The sequence below is a fragment of the Nitrospirae bacterium YQR-1 genome (genome assembly GCA_039908095.1).
Classification (GTDB): Bacteria; Nitrospirota; Thermodesulfovibrionia; order Thermodesulfovibrionales; family Magnetobacteriaceae; genus Magnetomonas.
Map to the genome: position 1 here is coordinate 1 of JAMOBJ010000047.1, position 16,003 is coordinate 16,003.

Below are 16,003 nucleotides of genomic sequence, written 5' to 3' on the forward strand. Positions count from 1 at the left end.
TTACGGAATTTACAAGAACAACTGGATAAGGAGGTAAGCGAAATGGCATTAGTGTATGATATAGAACGTGACATGAGATACATGCAAGGGATAGAGAAAGGAAGAGAAGAGGGGATAGAGAAAGGGATAGAGAAAGGGATAGAGAAGGGGATAGAGAAAGGGATAGAGAAGGGAAGAGAAGAGGGACTGATTAGGGGCCTTCAGGAAGGAATTCAGTTGGCAATTGAACTCAAATTCGGCATTGAAGGGGCGTCTCTGATAAATATGATAAATCACATTGACAATTTAAGGCAGTTGGAGTACATTAAAGATAATATTAAAAAAGTATCTTCTCCGGAGGAGTTGAGAAATATGCCGGGACTCCAAAGTTAGCTTGTTATGTACAATCAATTTACTTATATCGCCGGTAATCCCATGAAACTATATTATTCAAAAGAGGCTGATGCTTAAGGCTTGCCATAGTATAAGGGAGCACATACTGAGGGCGTCTTTTGAGAGTGGCCAGGGGCACATTCCGTCATGCTTTTCAATAGTGGAAATTCTCTATGCACTCTATAGTGTTATGAACCACAGACCTGAAAATCCGCACTGGGAAAATCGTGATATTTTTATTTTAAGCAAGGGCCACGGCTCTTTGGGCTATTACTGTGTGCTTGCGGACTTTGGGTATTTTGACATAAAAGATGTATATAGCTTTGGGGCATATAAGTCAGCGTTTGGCTGTCATGCCGACAGGTTGAAAATTCCCGGGGTTGAGGCCTCAACCGGCTCTCTGGGTCATGGGATAGGGTTAGGGGTCGGCATGGCACTTGCCATGAAGATAAAAAAAGAAAACAGACAGGTGTATGTTTTAGTGGGCGACGGCGAGGCAAATGAAGGGAGCGTCTGGGAGGCCGTGCTGGTGGCCGTAAGTTTGAACCTCAGCAATTTTACCATACTTTATGACAACAACATGTCGCACCAGAGGGGGCTTCAGATACATAATCCCCACAAGCATTTTGAGGGCTTTGGCTGTGACACATACCAGGTGGCCGGCCATGATGTGGAAGAGCTTAAAAAACACGTTGCCATAAAAAGCGGCACTGTTAAAGTGATAGTGGCAGAGACGGTAAAAGGTTACGGCTGTAAGACCTTTACCGGCAACCACTATGCATGGCACAGAAGATCCCCAAATGAACAGGAACTACAGCAGCTCCTGAAGGAGTTACATGCGGCTTCAGTTTAAAGACACTCTTAAGCAGCTGGCGGAGGTAAATGACAAAATTGTTCTTATCCTTGGCGATGTCAGCGTGTATCTCTTTAATGATTTTAAAGAGAAATACCCTGAGAGATTCTATAATCTTGGAATTTGTGAAAACACAATAATAAGCGCAGCGGCGGGCTTAAGCTCACAGGGGTTTCTTCCCTTTGTACACACCATTACCCCCTTTATAACCGAGCGAAGTTACGAGCAGATAAAAATAGATATGTGTTACAACAATTTTGGCTGCAATATACTTTCCTGGGGAGCTTCCTTTGATTACGCATGGGACGGCCCCTCACACCACTGCTACACGGACGTGGCCATCTTAAGGCTGCTGCCCGGTATTGAGGTAATTGTCCCCGGCAGCAATAAAGAGGTCGCCACACTGCTGCAAAGCCAATACGACAACGGTAAGACCACCTACTTTCGCCTCTCAAACAACATGCACGGCGTAGATAACTTTTCCGTGGAGTTTGGTAAGGGGGTTGTGGTAAGAGACAAGGGTTCAAAGTTTACGGTTATGACGGCCGGTCCGATTTTAAAAAACGTATTGGAAGCCGCCCAGGGGCTTGATGTAAATATCGTGTATTTCCACACAATTAAACCAATAGATACAGACCTCATTAAGGAGTTTAAACATACCGGCATACTGGTAATAAGCGACGCTTTCGGGCTTTATGAGGCAATCTGTGAGGTACCACAGCTCCGTGTGACAAACTACGGGCTGCCGGAGAGGTTCTGTTGCTGTTACGGCACCATTAAAGATATGCAGCAGGAGTTTGGCCTCGATGCCCGCTCAATACGAAAAGCGATAGAAACATGTTTTACTGCAACAAGTTAGTGCTTGTAACGGGCGGGACCGGTCTTGTAGGACAACACATGTCAGAGGAGCTGCTTAAACACGGAGCCCGTGTGCGTATCCCCATTCACAACCGCCCGCTTCAGATTAAACACAAAAATATAGAAACAGTTTCCGCCGACCTGATAAAAATACAAGACTGTTTAAGAGCGGTTGAGGGGGTGGATTATGTGGTCCATGCCGCAGGGGCCACGGCGGGAGCTGGAGTCTCCGCCCTTGAGCTTATGCCGCTTTTGCTTACCAATTCCGTGTTAACATCCAACGTGCTTGAGGCCTCGTGGCGCTTAAAGGTGCAAAGGGTACTTATTTTCAGCAGCAGCACGTGCTATCCCGCTTTTGAACATCCGGTAAAGGAAAGTGAAATGTGGGACGCCCAGCCGCACCCATCTTATATGGGCTACGGCTGGCAGCGCAGATATATGGAAAAACTCGCCGAGTATGTCCACAACAACTCAGACACTCAAATTGCCATTGTGCGCCCTACCGCTGTTTTTGGCAGATGGGATAATTTCTCACTCAAAGCCGGGCACGTTATCCCCTCTTTGATTCGCAGAGCACTGGATAAGGAAAACCCTTTTGTTGTATGGGGCAGTGGTAAGGAGTGCCGCGACTTTCTACATATTACCGACTTTGCACGCGGCTCCCTGGCTGTGCTTGAAAAACACCCGCTATGTGACCCTGTAAATATCGGCTGCGGAGAGAGTGTTACCATTGAGAACCTCCTCCGGATTATCATAGACGCCTGCGGACACTCCGCCGCCGAAATTGTATTTGACTCATCAAAACCCACTAAAATCCCTTATAGAGCCGTCAGCATCGAAAAGGCTCAGTCTCTGCTTGGTTTTAAACCCCTAATTACACTCGATGAGGGTGTTAAAGACACTGTTGAGTGGTACTTATCACACAAGAGCCTTATACTATAACCGCCCTTTATGCACTGAGCACCGGTGACTGTGCCAGCCCGCCGATATTGACAAAACCGTAAGTTTGGTAATAGACTGTTAACATGGAAGCATTAGAAAGGGATTATGACTTAACGGAAATCATTGACGGAGAGGAGATTATGGGGCCTAGCCCATTTGGAAAACACCAAAAAATTGCTTCAAAAATTGCACGGAAAATATTTTCTTATACAGAAACAAACAAACTGGGAGAGTTGTATTTTTCACCGCTTGACGTCATTTTTGAGGAAGGAATCAACAGGCTTCAACCCGATGTATTGTTTATAAAGAATGAAAATTCAACTATCTTTCAGGACTGGATAAGGGGCGTACCGGATATGGTATGCGAGATAGTCTCCCCCGGCACATACAAAAAAGATACCGCCACTAAGAGAAAGATATACGAAAAATATAAAGTCCCTGAATATTGGATTGTCATACCGGAATTACAGACTATCGAGATTCTAACTATTGAAAACGGTAAGTATGAGCAATACTCCTTTGCAGAACTTGAGGGTGTTGTTGTGTCTAAAGTGATAGAGGGGCTCCAAATCTCCATCACAGATATATTTGGATAACCTCTTTCTACTAAAAAAGAGGCTGCCGTATTAAGGATGGTGTTTTATGGTGGCAGATGTCTCTTTATGGTACAAGCATAAATGTTAAAAGAGAAAATTTTAAAAAGTTTCTACAAAAAAAACGTACTGGTTACCGGCGGCACCGGTATGATAGGGCGTAAGGTCATAGAGACATTGGCCTTGGCAGGGGCATATATAAAGAGCGTATCTCTGGATACGCTGAAATTAACCGCCGATGCCGAATATGTTTATGGTGATCTGTCGGATTTTAATTTGTGCATGGAACTCACTAAAGGCATGGACTATGTGTTTCATCTGGCCGGAGTCCAGGGTAACGCCTACACGTCAAAAGCAAAACCGGCAAGCCACTTTGTTCCTATCCTGATGATAAATACAAATGTGCTTGAGGCGTGCCGGATAAATAAGGCCGGTAAAGTTGTATATGTCAGCACGATAGGGATATATGAGGAGGCGGGGATTTTGCGGGAGTCGGATTTCAGGTGCGACTCCAAACCGATGGATTTTGCAGGCTGGGCAAAGAGAATGGGAGAGCTTCAGATTGGCGCCTATAAGACGCAGTACGGCATGGAGAATTTCTCAATTGTGGCGCCGGCTCATGTCTATGGCGAGGGGGATAATTTTGACCCGGAGGTAAGTCTGGTAATTCCCTCCTTACTCTACAGACTGCACCAGGGCAGGGAAAACCCGCTCATTGTATGGGGAGACGGAAGTGCCGAGCGTGACTTTGTCTATAGCGGCGACGTGGCCGAGGGCATAGTGCTGGCCATGTACCACGGCACAGCCGGAGAACTTGTAAATCTGGGAAGCGGCGTGGGAACTTCTATAAGAGCGCTTATCGAAACACTAAACACTTTTATCCCCTTTGAGTACGTCTTTGACACCACAAAACCAACCGGTGTCGCCAAAAGGATAATGGATATTTCCCGAGCACAAAACATGCTCGGCTACCAACCAAAGACCACCCTCACCGAGGGGCTTAAGACTACATGGACATGGTATATTAATAACCCCGATGAGCACTTAAAAAAGAAAAATCACTACAGTGATAAATAAGCAACACATTGGGCTGGTTCAGATAAACAACAGTTTTTCCAATCAGAATTATTTTCCCCTCTCGGTGGGATTACTTCAGAGCTATGCTGTGGCCGCCCTGAAAAATCCCGGTGATTTCCATTTCCTCACGCCGATATATAAAAACGTTACTGTGGAGCAGGCGGTCTCACACCTCAAAGACGCCGCTGTTGCCGCCTTCAGCCTCTATGTCTGGAACGAACGCCTCTCTTTAGAGATAGCCGCCCAGGTTAAGAAGCGCTCCCCTCACACACTTATAATCATGGGCGGCCCCAGCGTTTACGAAAACAGGGAAAAAGCCGCTGCATTTCTGCGCACTCACCCCTATGTGGATATCCTCTGTCACGGCGCAGGGGAAGAGGTATTTGTAAATATCCTTGAAAACTATAAAACCAGCAACCTGAGAAATATTGCCTCTATCAGCTACCTTGACGGCGGCGGCACATTTGTAAGCACGCAATGCGCCCCTAAGGCCATAGACATAAACACTATCCCATCGCCGTACCTAAGCGGCGTATTTGACCCCCTTATGGCGGCCAACCCCGATGAAACATGGTTAGCCCTCTGGGAGACAAACCGCGGCTGCCCTTTTTCCTGCTCATACTGCCAGTGGGGATACAATACAAATAAAAAAGTCTATTCTTTTGACACAGAGCGGCTGCATAGGGAAATTGACTGGTTCAGCAGCAAAAAAATTGAGTTTATATACTGCTGTGACGCCAATTTCGGACTCTTACCAAGAGACATTGAGATAGTCAGGTACGTTGTGAAAAATAAAATTAAATTTGGATACCCAAAGGCATTTTCCGTGCAAAACACCAAAAACTCCACGGAAAAAACTTATGAAATACAAAAAGCACTCTCCGGCGCCGGATTGAACAAAGGGGTTACAATGTCGCTGCAATCTCTAAACCCCGCCACCCTTAAGGCGGTTAACCGGCAAAACATCTCAACCCGTGTTTTTGAAGAGCTTCAAAACCGGTTTTCAACCGATAAAATTGAAACCTACACGGATGTGATCCTGGGACTGCCCGAGGAGACATGTGAGAGTTTTATATCGGGCGTTGCAGAGATAATCGAAAAAGGCCAGCACAACCGCATACAGTTTAATAACCTCGTTATTCTTGATAACTCTGAAATGGGACAGGAGAGTTACCAAAAACAATACGGTTTTGTTGTAAAACAATCACAGATTATAAATTTCCACGGGGGTTTGGCGGCTTCCGGCGTAACGGGGCGTTCAGAGACGCAAAAAATTGTGGTCGGCACAAACACCATGCCCCCTGAGGATTGGCTGAAGGTGCGGGCGTTTTGTTGGACCACCGCCCTCGTTTATTTTGATAAACTCCTGCAGATACCGCTTCTTATACTACACAAACGCTGCAATGTCAGGTTCAGGGACATGTTGGAGCTGTTTGTCAAAGGCGGGGCCGATACGCCGGTGATAAATGAAATAAATGAGTTTTTTACATCTAAGGCACGTGATATTCAAAGTGGCGGGGCGGAGTACTGCGCATCGGAGGCGTGGCTTGGCATATGGTGGCCGGCTGATGAGTTTATTTTTATTAAACTATGCAAAGAGGGCACGCTCAAGCGGTTTTATAATGAGAGTAAAACGCTGCTTTTGGCACTGTTGAAGGAGCGCGGAATTGAACCTGAGGAAAATCTCCTTGAGGACTCTCTGCGGCTGAACCATCAGCTGGTAAAACTCCCGTTTCAGCAGACCGATTACGATATTGAGTTAAATTATAACATCTGGGATTATTACAGGGCTTTGGCTGGCGGCACTCCGGCGGATTTGCAAAAGGGTGGACATACATACCGGATAGAGCGGAGGACTGAGCATTGGAGCACATGGCAACAGTGGTACAAAGAGGTCGTCTGGTATGGTAATAAAAAAGGCGCTTACTTGTATAAATGCTTGCGTGTTTGAGAGTAAAGTAAATCGTAAACGTGTAAGCGGGGTCGATATAAGGGGCTATTGTTTGGAAAGCCTTTCAGGAGGGCTGGCAAACGCAAAAAAGCCTTTTTGATGTGGAAAAGGAGCAGAGGCAACAAGAGGAAAAAAAGAAAGAAGAGGAACAGAAAAGGAAAGAGCAAGAAAAATTAGACAAAACGATGACACTTACTTTTATGACTGCACCATGCTTAACCGATATAAAAACTCTTCCGGTTTTAAAATCTCCACTCCTTTAAAGTGAATTATCAGAAGGCTTGCATCAACTGAAACATTGCAAAATAGTATTAAATAGTATTACCATATAATACCATGAAAACAAGAAAAACGATAATTTCTGCAAAAGTCGACGTGGATATAATAGAGTCACTGGAGTTTTATGCGCAACAACTTCAGGTGAGCAAAAGTTGGATTGTTCAGCAGGCCTTAAAACAGTATTTCGATAAGTACGACGAGCACTTAAGCGATATGCGAATTGCTTCTCTCTCTGAAAGTATCTCTCACGAGGATGTCCTGAAAGAGTATGGCTTATCAAGTTAAATGGGATGTGCGGGCATATAGGGAGCTGAAGCAGATTGAAACTAAAACAGCCGTGGAAATTCTCAATGCTCTAAACAGGCTTTCTGAAAATCCCCATGAGGCCGGAAAACCGCTTGAGGGAAAATTCAAGGGAAAGTACCGCTTACAGGCCGGTGATTACCGTATTATTTACTGGATAGAGAAAACTACGGTGTGGATTGTCTCTGTAGGCCATCGGAAGGAAATATACAGATAATTTTGCTTAATGAATGAAATTGTAAAAACATTGGAGAGTTTGTCCGCTTTTGCGGTATCGAGACAGCAGGGGATTTGCGGGAAATTACTCAAGCCCACATCATCGCTTGGCGGGAAATGTTTGTAAAGGGCGGGGCATTTTAATCCTCACCACTTATGCGAGCTCCAGAACGAGGTAATATGGTGGGGTTGATCTATATATAATGATAATTTGAATGGACGGTAGAGGATTCGACCCCCACAACCCCTTGTGGATAAAGGGTTAGGAATGTATTCCGGAACGAAACCGGAACGAGTTGATAAACTTAACAAATTGGCACAGATTTATTTTAGTGCACTAATTTACCCAAATGTTATAATAACACCAAATGCCAAAACGCTATGACAAGGTTATAAAGGAGATACTGAAGGATGTAGTCGATACCCTAATTACAGAAGTAATTGGATTAAAGATAGTTAAATCCACGGCAATAGAAACTAAACTTCAGATAACAAATGAACGTGAAGCAGATTTTATTTTACTGGTGGAATTTGAGGATGGTTCTAAGTCAATTTTACATATTGAATTTCAAGCTACAAATTATTCAAGGATGGAGTATCGGGAGTTGGAGTACTGGACATATATAACGGTAATTCATGGAATACAACCGATACAATATGTGTTTTACATAGGCAACGAACCGCTAACGATGAAAGACACTATACAAACTGATACTCTGAACTACAAGTATAACCTAATCGATATGCGCAGTGTGGACTGTGAGAAATTTTTATACTCGGACAAACCTCAAGAGGTAATTATATCTATTTTGTGCAATTATCAGAAGAAAGGTGTTAAAATATTTATACGAGAGATATTAAACCGGCTAAATGAACTTGTGAAGGAAGAAACGCTTCGTGCCAGGTACATAAGGCAGGTGGAAGTCCTGTCACAACTAAGGGATTTGCAGAACGAAGTATGTAAGGAGGCAGAGGATATGGCATTAGTATATAATTTAGAAAGAGATGTGAGATTTAAACAAGGACGACAACGGGGATTGTTTGAAGGTGAACGGAAAGGGTTACTTGACGGTGAAAGGAAAGGTAAGCGTGATGGATTACTTGAGGGTATTGAAGGAATGCTTGAACTCAAATTTGGTTATGCCGGACTTGAGTTGATGAATATGGTTAGAGTTATAAATACTATAGATAAATTAGAGGAATTCAAGAACCTTATCAAGAAAGCCGGTTCGGTAGATGAGTTGCAGGGGTTTTTGGAAAAGAGTGTATAATCAGACATGAGAAGTTTAATTTTTTGTTCTTTGATTAGTTTCAATCTATCAACTGCTTCTAAGTGATATTTATCAGAGTTATCAAAAGAAGCCACCCAAGCACTGGTATCAATAAAAACTATAGACATAGGTAGATTTATTGCTTCAAATTATAAAGATATTTATCGTGGTTCTCTGCTAAATCTCCTAAGCCACTACTTCCAATCCCTGCTAACTGTAAAAGTTCATCATACTCAGAATTTTCTGTTAAAGGTACTATCTTAGGAGATTGCTTATAGGAGCGTACAGGCAAAGGTGGGGTGGGTTTGCGTCCGCATTTGAGGTTCCAGTAATTCCACGAGTGTTTATCAAAGATACCGGGCGGGGCTGTGTCAAGCACCTCGCAGAACTCTTCTTTTCCTGCAACACTCTCAATGGCCGCCAAATCCTCAATCGTGCCGTAGGTCATGACATGAGCAAGGAAATGTACCGGGTCGGATAGCGCCTCCTGCGGTTCCTTAAACCAGACAACGCGGCGTGCCACGTTTAAAAGCTCCTGTGTAGCAGGCAACAGTGGTTTCATAGCGTGTTGTTATCCTGCCGGCTGAGAAACGGACTAAGTTTGGGAAGGCGGATTGGATCAACGGCTTCAACAGCAGCACTCAGACGTTTCCGCACCTCCGCCGGTAATGTTGGCACATCATCAAAGAAGTTGAGGGCCTTCAAAGTAATCAAGGGATTGAAGCTCCGTCCATAAACAATACGTCCTGCAGCAAGTGCAACCGGCAAGTCTGTACCATGCTGTAACAGTGCATCAATATCGAGATAATCCCTGACCTCAGCCCGCCTCTGAACCACGGCAACCTTAGTCCCTGCAATGTCAAGCAGCGAGGCTATGTAGATAGTACGCCCTTGAGCCTGCTCAGGGGCCGCCACCTGACCCAGGCCAAGAGCGCCAAAAAAGGACACTAACACGGGGCCGTCACGTTCAATGCGGCATTTCAGGGTATTGGGTGCCACCTGCACTTGCTCTGCACCCTTAAGGTAAGGGATGGTTTCGGTAAGCTCTGCAGGATCAAAGGATTGGTTGGAAAAAAAATCAAAATCAACAGAGGTACGATGCCCCAGCCGCAAGGCAAGCGCCGTGCCGCCATAAAGGGTAAACTGTGGCGGTGTTGCATCCAGTTCCGCCCATAGCCGCAATTGTTGTGGCGGTAAAATGCCTGTTTTGGGCTTGAAAATCATAATATCCCTCCGGCTGACTGTGTTTACTTCTAAATATGCAGCTTGGTTCTCTATTTCATTCTCAACAAAGCATTGACCTCATTGACAATACTGCTTTTATCGAGGCCGTTGGCCCTTCTCATTTCGTCATAAGTGCCGTAGCCCTGTGGGAAGGAATCATTTAACCCGAGCCGTTTGAATTTAACGCTGCGGCCTGTTTCGGCGATTATTTCCGCTATGCAGCCGCCAAGGCCGCCCGTTACAGAGTGTTCTTCCACGGAGAGGATAATGCCGGTTTCTCTCATTGCTTTCAGTACAATTTCCCTGTCAAAGGGTTTTATCGTGTGGATGTTTATCAGTTTTGCGTTTATGCCGGAGTTTTTAAGAATATCCACGGCCTGCAGGGTTTCGTGTACAATTGAGCCTGTGGCTATTATAGTGACGTCTCCGCCCTCTGTCAGTGTAACACCCAGGCCGGGTTTAAAATCATACGGGGTGTTGTAAATCTTTGGCGTACCTCCAGTGGTGATTCTTAAATAGACGGGGCCGTTGATTTCAGAGGCCGCCACAGTTGCATTATACGTTTCAAGGGGGTCTGAGGGTGAAAATATGGTCAGCCCCGGAAGCACTCTCATCACGGTTATGTCCTCTGTGTTGTGGTGGGTCGGGCCCAGGTTACTGTAGGCAAAGCCGACTCCGATACCCACCAGTTTAACATTCATGTGCTGCAGGCAGAGGTCGTTTCTCACCTGCTCGTATGCCCTAAAGGTGATAAAGTTGGAAATGGTATATGCAAAGGGTATGAAGCCTGCGGAGGCCATGCCTGCCGCCATGCTTATCATGTTAGCCTCGGCTATGCCGGCATTGATAAGCCTTTGGGGATAAGCCTCCCGGTACTTGTCAAAGACTATGGCCCCGTTGTCCGCTATCAGAGAGATGATTTTCTCATTGCGGCCTGTCAGCTCATAGAGCGCCTTTATATAGGCGTTTCTCACCCGGGCGGCCTTCTATAAGCTTCACTAATATTTACTTTCATGTTTAAATTATAAACTAAGCTATAAAGTAAGTCAAAATTACGCATATTGCCTTTGTAGTTCCGTTACTCGTTTTCCTCTCCTCTATGTCGGATTTCGGGTTATACCATCGACAAACCCTCCCCTCAAGTGATATAATTTTTTTATGCAAACCATAGAAAGAGATTTTGACTTAACAGAAATAATCAATGGAGTGGAAATAATGGGTCCAAGTCCGTTTGGGAGACATCAAAATGTTAGTAGCAATTTAAATGGTATTATTTGGAATCATGTAAAAACAAATGGATTAGGAAAAGTATATTATTCGCCTTTAGATATAATTTTTGAGGATGGGGTTAACCGCCTTCAACCTGATATTATATTTATAAGGAAAGAGAATATGAGTATCTTTCAGGACTGGATAAGAGGCGTTCCCGATATGGTTTGTGAGATAGTATCACCGGGTACTTTTGAAAAGGATACAGAAGTAAAAAGAGGTATCTACGAAAGATATAAAGTCCCTGAGTATTGGATTGTTATACCCGAACTACAAACTGTCGAAATATTAACCATAGAAGATGATAAGTATAAGCTACATTCAATGGCAGCATTTGAGGGTACAGTTACATCTAAGATCATTGAAGGACTTCAAATTAATATCAGGGATATCTTTGAGTAGTTTAAAAATTTTTAATGAATAAAATAATGAGCATGTCTATCTAATGAATAAAAGCACAATAAAAGAAATTTATTAGTTTTATGAAACCCATAAGATTATCAAAACACGCAAGGGAACAGTTATTTTATAGAGGAGTTGATGAAAAAGAGGTAATTGAAACAATAATGACATCTCAATGGGAGTTTGCCAATAATAATAGGTATCAAGCGGTTAAGACATATACTTATGGAAAAAACTGGAATAATAAGTTTTATGCATTTAAGCAGGTGAAACCGATATTTATTGAAGAGGAGACAGAAATGGTTGTAATAACAGTATATGCTTATTTTTTTAATAAAGAGGGCTAGAATATGAGAATAACTTATGATCCGGAAGTAGATACACTTTATATAAGATTTATCGAAACTACAGTAACAACAGAACATGTTGCAGATGGAGTAGCAATAGACTATGATACGGAAGGGAAAATAGCAGGAGTAGAGATTTTAGATGCCATAACTCATGTCGGTAGTAAAGAAGTTTTTAAGAAAATCACTTTAGAAAATCTTGCACTTTAGTTAATCCAATGAATGCAACTTGGTATTAAATAAACTCCATGCTTTTTAACAGCCTTGCGTTTCTGTTTTTTTTCATTATCGTAGTATCCGTTTACTGGTTTATAAAAAGTAACACCGGTAGGAATCTGCTTCTCTTAGCTGCAAGCTATTTCTTTTACGGCTGGTGGAACTATCGTTTCCTTGCGCTTCTGTTTCTTTTTACCGTAGTGAATTATTTCGTCGGACTATGGTTGCCTGTTGTATCTCACAGAAGAAAGCAGTTATTAACGGCGGGAATAATTTTTAATGCAGGGACCCTGATTATCTTTAAATATTTCAACTTTTTTTCTCAAAGCCTTATTGGATTTCTAACAACACTTGGTTTTAGTATCTCCGCATATACGCTAAATTTGGTACTGCCGCTGGGAATAAGTTTTTTTACATTTCAGGCGACAAGTTACATAATTGATGTGTATAAGGGGGAAGTCCCCGGCTGCCGCAATTTCCTTTCCTTTGCCCTGTTTAAATCATTTTTCCCCCAACTTGTGGCAGGCCCCATTGAAAGAGCCGCTCATCTGATGCCGCAGGTGGAAAGAGCACGGAGCTTTGACGCTAAACAAGCCTATGAGGGTTTAAAATTTATAATTTTAGGATATTTTCTAAAATGTGTGGTTGCCGACAATATGGCTCCCTTTGTAAACCAGGTTATGGCCGCCCCGCAGATGTACTCAGCGCCTACTTTGATTTTTGCCGCCTATTGCTTTGCCTTTCAAATATACGGAGACTTTGCCGGTTATTCATACATTGCTATCGGCACTGCCGCCATGTTTGGAATCAATCTCATGACTAATTTTAACTCCCCGTATTTAGCCCTCTCTGTAAGGGAATTCTGGAAGCGCTGGCACATATCTCTTACGTCATGGTTTTCAAAGTACTTTTATATCTCCCTTTTGGGAGGTAACCGCTGCGGTAAAATCAGAAATATCGTTAACGTGCTGTTAACTTTTGTCGTAAGCGGCTTTTGGCACGGCGCTAACTGGACTTTTATTATGTGGGGATTTCTAAACGGCGTTATGTACTATTTTAAACCACCCTTTAAGTCAGACAGAGGGCTTTTGAAACTCTTTAACGCTTTCATATGTTTCAACATGATTTGTCTTACGTGGGTCTTTTTCAGAGCTAAGTCCATTGACGACGGATTTGTTATTCTTAAAAGGATTTTTACTTTTTCCAATGGGCAAAACCTGCTGACTGAACCGTTTATTTATACTCCGCCGGAAACCCCCTCCGGTGTGCTCTTATTAATAATGCTGATGCTTATAACGTTTGAATACCAGCAACGCAACCGCTGTTGCATTATTGATTTTGGAGCCCGTAGCCCCGCCTTTATGTATTTTTTCGGCTGGGCTGTTTTATTTATACTGTTTTTTCTGGGCTCTTTTACAAATAAACCATTTATTTATTTTAACTTTTAGGAATAATAATGATAAGCAGTGATTTTACAGCTTTTATAAAATTTATGAGTAAGTACGTACTCCTTGCTCTGTTTGCTGTTTTGCTGTCAATCCCTCCTGCCGCATACTATGTGTATAAACTCAGGCAGGTGGGAGAGTTGTTATACGGCGGGGATATTGCTGAGTTTAACCGTCAGGGAAAAAAAATTTTATGGTTAAGCGGCTACTACAGCGCTGAACATCATATTAAAACAAGCATTGCCAAAAGACTATCCCCTAAGGTGGTGGCTCTGGGCTCATCACGTGTTACACAAATAACCGGTAAAGTTTTCAATAAGTTAAAGGAAAATGAATTTTATAATATGGGAATGGTCGTTTATACTTTTTCAGAGGCCGACGACGCCGTAGAGGAGTTAATAAAGGTTAAAAAACCGGAGTTAATTATCTTCGGCCTTGACTGGTTTTTCTTTGAGCAGCAAAGCGACGGCACAAGCATCAGAGAGCGCATTAAAAACAGCTTACCGGATGCATTGTATTTCTTTATTGCCGACTATAACACATATGTCATATACAAAAAAGAATTTCTTCTCAGTCAGCTCTATATCCTTCAAAACGCATGGAAGGACCCCTTTTTTTATGACGCCCTTGTAAGTTTAAATTCTGTGGAAGCCGTATCGGGGCGAACCTTTGTCGGCCTTGGTGCAAGGCGTATCGGTGGATTCAGAAATGACGGCAGTATGAGGTATCACCAGTGGATTGATAATCCGGTACAATACGACAAAGAACAACAGTTTCAAATTATCGAAAAAGCCGGCAAACACAGAGGAAACTATATAATAAAAAGGGAATTAAATAAATTCCGGCGTTTTTTGTCATTGTGCGTTAAAAATAATATTCCACTGATTATCATACTCCCTCCGATTGATGATTATTTCTATTATAAATTTATTAATGACAAACACAGACAAAAGTTTTGGAAAGAATTTCCTGTAACCGTTAAACAAATTGCACACGAGTATGGGATTGCCCTGCTGGATTATACAAATACGCCCATTTCGGAAAACTCGGGGGAATTTCTCGACTTTGACCACATATCGGAGGTGCTGTATGCTAAGATACTTTTAGATATGGCTAAAAATGATGAAACAAAAAAACTGCTGTCACCTTATATAGATATTTCAAAACTTGAATCGGACATTGAACATCACCCGTCTTTACATGACCTTCACGGCGATTAATACATGTTAATTTTGCAGCCCAAGTTCCGCCTTAGCAATTCTCATTTCCTCTTCATTGGGCATTCTGAAGTGCCACAGCGGTACATTTTCCATGTAGGATATGCCCTTGCCCTTTATTGTATGGGCAATAACCAGTGTAGGTTTGCCTGGGGTTATCGGCGTTGAGTTAAAAATCTCCGCCAGCCTTTCCATATCGTGGCCGTCCGTCTCTATGACTTCCCAGTTAAAAGCCCTCCACTTATCGGCAAAAGGCTCAAGAGTTATGATGTTATCAATAAAATCCATAGCCTGCATTTTATTGTAATCCACAATAACTACAAGGTTGTCAAGCCCTGAGTGTGGAGCAAACATGGCCGCCTCCCAAACTGATCCCTCCTGACATTCCCCGTCACCCAGTAACACAAATACCTTAAACCCCGCACGGTTAAGCTTTCCGGCCAGTGCAACCCCTACGCCAAAAGGCAGCCCATGCCCAAGTGCTCCGGTTGAGGCCTCAATGCCCGGCACCTTGCACATATCAGGATGCCCGCCAAGGATGCTCCCCATACGCCCAAATCTCACTAACTCTCCCTCACTAAAAAACCCGCACCCCGCAAGTGTCACATACAAAGACACACATGCGTGCCCCTTGCTCAAAATAAACCTGTCCCGCTCAGGGGAACGGGGATTTCTCGCATCCACCCTCAAACTCCCACCGTAATACAACACCGTTAATATCTCCACTATTGACAACGACGCCGGTATATGCCCACCACCACCACTACATATCGTCTCAAACGTCCGGCGCCTCGTCTCTAATGCCCTCTCTCTTAAATCAACCATCCCCCTCAAGTCTATACAATTAATGTGTGACAAATCAAGTAGAAAGGGAAACCGGAACACGGCATAGAGGTAAGAAAAACGCCTAATACCAAGTTGCATTCATTCGATTAACTTTGTTGGTTTCGTCAAAAGCTTCGTGGCGTCTCCCCTAAAGGGGATTCCCCTATGAGGGAAGGCGCCGTTTTGCTTTAGGAGCAAAATATATTATAATATAATCAATGCCTGGGCAATACGATAAAATATTTAAAGAATGCTTTGGAGCAGTGCTGTTTGTATTGATTGGCGAAGTTTTAGAAATAAAAGCCTTAAAAGTAGCAGCATTAAATACTAAGCTTCAAATCAC

Annotated in this window: 19 protein-coding genes; 15 read left to right on the plus strand and 4 right to left on the minus strand. The window is 43.3% G+C overall.

Annotated features, from left to right (window positions below; translation table 11 throughout):
• The 10 genes from H7844_15045 to H7844_15090 form a co-directional block, all read left to right on the plus strand.
• Window positions 1-372, plus strand: a 372-nt coding sequence (locus H7844_15045) for a hypothetical protein (GenBank protein ID MEO5358596.1), incomplete at its 5' end; no start/stop codon positions are given.
• Window positions 373-442: 70 nt separating this feature from the next.
• The gene (locus H7844_15050; GenBank protein ID MEO5358597.1) at window positions 443-1,225 is read left to right on the plus strand and encodes a transketolase; all 783 of its coding nucleotides are present in this window, start codon (window positions 443-445) and stop codon (window positions 1,223-1,225) included.
• Window positions 1,209-2,084: a hypothetical protein gene (locus H7844_15055; GenBank protein MEO5358598.1), complete on the plus strand. Its 876-nt coding sequence runs from the start codon at window positions 1,209-1,211 to the stop codon at window positions 2,082-2,084. The genes H7844_15050 and H7844_15055 overlap by 17 nt, the downstream gene beginning before the upstream one ends.
• Entirely contained in the window at window positions 2,063-3,025 is a 963-nt protein-coding gene (locus H7844_15060; GenBank protein ID MEO5358599.1) for an NAD-dependent epimerase/dehydratase family protein, read from the plus strand. Before H7844_15055 ends, H7844_15060 begins: the two co-directional genes overlap by 22 nt.
• Before the next feature lie 83 nt (window positions 3,026-3,108).
• Entirely contained in the window at window positions 3,109-3,621 is a 513-nt protein-coding gene (locus H7844_15065; GenBank protein ID MEO5358600.1) for a Uma2 family endonuclease, read from the plus strand.
• 81 nt (window positions 3,622-3,702) lie between these two features.
• Complete coding sequence (locus H7844_15070) at window positions 3,703-4,695, plus strand: NAD-dependent epimerase/dehydratase family protein (protein ID MEO5358601.1); 993 nt, start codon at window positions 3,703-3,705, stop codon at window positions 4,693-4,695.
• The gene (locus H7844_15075) at window positions 4,685-6,646 is read left to right on the plus strand and encodes a radical SAM protein (protein ID MEO5358602.1); all 1,962 of its coding nucleotides are present in this window, start codon (window positions 4,685-4,687) and stop codon (window positions 6,644-6,646) included. Before H7844_15070 ends, H7844_15075 begins: the two co-directional genes overlap by 11 nt.
• Before the next feature lie 375 nt (window positions 6,647-7,021).
• Window positions 7,022-7,210 (plus strand): ribbon-helix-helix domain-containing protein, encoded by a 189-nt coding sequence (locus H7844_15080; protein ID MEO5358603.1) that lies wholly within the window; start codon window positions 7,022-7,024, stop codon window positions 7,208-7,210.
• On the plus strand, window positions 7,194-7,445 hold the full coding sequence (locus H7844_15085; protein ID MEO5358604.1) for a type II toxin-antitoxin system RelE/ParE family toxin: 252 nt from the start codon (window positions 7,194-7,196) through the stop codon (window positions 7,443-7,445). The genes H7844_15080 and H7844_15085 overlap by 17 nt, the downstream gene beginning before the upstream one ends.
• Window positions 7,446-7,812: 367 nt before the next feature.
• Window positions 7,813-8,715 (plus strand): hypothetical protein, encoded by a 903-nt coding sequence (locus H7844_15090; GenBank protein MEO5358605.1) that lies wholly within the window; start codon window positions 7,813-7,815, stop codon window positions 8,713-8,715.
• A 136-nt stretch (window positions 8,716-8,851) separates the two neighbouring features.
• Here the strand turns inward: H7844_15090 and H7844_15095 are convergent, their stop codons facing one another.
• Genes H7844_15095 through H7844_15105 form a run of 3 tightly spaced genes read right to left on the minus strand, consistent with a single transcriptional unit; the run spans window position 8,852 to window position 10,913 of the window.
• A complete protein-coding gene (locus tag H7844_15095; protein ID MEO5358606.1) occupies window positions 8,852-9,277 on the minus strand; it encodes a hypothetical protein in 426 nt (141 codons plus the stop codon).
• On the minus strand, window positions 9,274-9,939 hold the full coding sequence (locus tag H7844_15100; protein ID MEO5358607.1) for a nucleotidyl transferase AbiEii/AbiGii toxin family protein: 666 nt from the start codon (window positions 9,937-9,939) through the stop codon (window positions 9,274-9,276). The genes H7844_15095 and H7844_15100 overlap by 4 nt, the downstream gene beginning before the upstream one ends.
• Before the next feature lie 50 nt (window positions 9,940-9,989).
• Window positions 9,990-10,913 (minus strand): transketolase, encoded by a 924-nt coding sequence (locus tag H7844_15105; GenBank protein ID MEO5358608.1) that lies wholly within the window; start codon window positions 10,911-10,913, stop codon window positions 9,990-9,992.
• Between the two features lie 184 nt (window positions 10,914-11,097).
• On the opposite strand from H7844_15105, the gene H7844_15110 reads away from it, so the two are divergent.
• The 5 genes from H7844_15110 (at window position 11,098) to H7844_15130 (ending at window position 14,838) form a co-directional block, all read left to right on the plus strand.
• Window positions 11,098-11,610 carry a Uma2 family endonuclease gene (locus H7844_15110; GenBank protein MEO5358609.1) on the plus strand — a complete coding sequence of 171 codons (513 nt, stop codon included), beginning with the start codon at window positions 11,098-11,100 and terminating at the stop codon, window positions 11,608-11,610.
• 80 nt (window positions 11,611-11,690) lie between these two features.
• The gene (locus tag H7844_15115; protein ID MEO5358610.1) at window positions 11,691-11,957 is read left to right on the plus strand and encodes a DUF4258 domain-containing protein; all 267 of its coding nucleotides are present in this window, start codon (window positions 11,691-11,693) and stop codon (window positions 11,955-11,957) included.
• A 3-nt stretch (window positions 11,958-11,960) separates the two neighbouring features.
• Window positions 11,961-12,167, plus strand: coding sequence for a DUF2283 domain-containing protein (locus H7844_15120; GenBank protein MEO5358611.1), 207 nt, complete (start codon window positions 11,961-11,963; stop codon window positions 12,165-12,167).
• 38 nt (window positions 12,168-12,205) lie between these two features.
• Entirely contained in the window at window positions 12,206-13,621 is a 1,416-nt protein-coding gene (locus H7844_15125; protein MEO5358612.1) for an MBOAT family protein, read from the plus strand.
• A gap of 8 nt (window positions 13,622-13,629) precedes the next feature.
• Complete coding sequence (locus tag H7844_15130) at window positions 13,630-14,838, plus strand: hypothetical protein (protein ID MEO5358613.1); 1,209 nt, start codon at window positions 13,630-13,632, stop codon at window positions 14,836-14,838.
• A gap of 6 nt (window positions 14,839-14,844) precedes the next feature.
• Here H7844_15130 and H7844_15135 read toward each other — a convergent pair whose 3' ends face one another.
• Window positions 14,845-15,660 carry a transketolase gene (locus H7844_15135; GenBank protein MEO5358614.1) on the minus strand — a complete coding sequence of 272 codons (816 nt, stop codon included), beginning with the start codon at window positions 15,658-15,660 and terminating at the stop codon, window positions 14,845-14,847.
• Window positions 15,661-16,003 lie beyond the last annotated feature (343 nt).

Coding starts and splice junctions, on each gene's coding strand:
- H7844_15050 (MEO5358597.1), top strand. CDS start 443: ATGCTTAAGGCTTGCCATAGTATAAGGGAGCACATACTGAGGGCGTCT.
- H7844_15055 (MEO5358598.1), top strand. CDS start 1,209: ATGCGGCTTCAGTTTAAAGACACTCTTAAGCAGCTGGCGGAGGTAAAT.
- H7844_15060 (MEO5358599.1), top strand. CDS start 2,063: ATGTTTTACTGCAACAAGTTAGTGCTTGTAACGGGCGGGACCGGTCTT.
- H7844_15065 (MEO5358600.1), top strand. CDS start 3,109: ATGGAAGCATTAGAAAGGGATTATGACTTAACGGAAATCATTGACGGA.
- H7844_15070 (MEO5358601.1), top strand. CDS start 3,703: ATGTTAAAAGAGAAAATTTTAAAAAGTTTCTACAAAAAAAACGTACTG.
- H7844_15085 (MEO5358604.1), top strand. CDS start 7,194: ATGGCTTATCAAGTTAAATGGGATGTGCGGGCATATAGGGAGCTGAAG.
- H7844_15090 (MEO5358605.1), top strand. CDS start 7,813: ATGCCAAAACGCTATGACAAGGTTATAAAGGAGATACTGAAGGATGTA.
- H7844_15095 (MEO5358606.1), bottom strand. CDS start 9,277: ATGAAACCACTGTTGCCTGCTACACAGGAGCTTTTAAACGTGGCACGC.
- H7844_15100 (MEO5358607.1), bottom strand. CDS start 9,939: ATGATTTTCAAGCCCAAAACAGGCATTTTACCGCCACAACAATTGCGG.
- H7844_15110 (MEO5358609.1), top strand. CDS start 11,098: ATGCAAACCATAGAAAGAGATTTTGACTTAACAGAAATAATCAATGGA.
- H7844_15115 (MEO5358610.1), top strand. CDS start 11,691: ATGAAACCCATAAGATTATCAAAACACGCAAGGGAACAGTTATTTTAT.
- H7844_15120 (MEO5358611.1), top strand. CDS start 11,961: ATGAGAATAACTTATGATCCGGAAGTAGATACACTTTATATAAGATTT.
- H7844_15125 (MEO5358612.1), top strand. CDS start 12,206: ATGCTTTTTAACAGCCTTGCGTTTCTGTTTTTTTTCATTATCGTAGTA.
- H7844_15130 (MEO5358613.1), top strand. CDS start 13,630: ATGATAAGCAGTGATTTTACAGCTTTTATAAAATTTATGAGTAAGTAC.
- H7844_15135 (MEO5358614.1), bottom strand. CDS start 15,660: ATGGTTGATTTAAGAGAGAGGGCATTAGAGACGAGGCGCCGGACGTTT.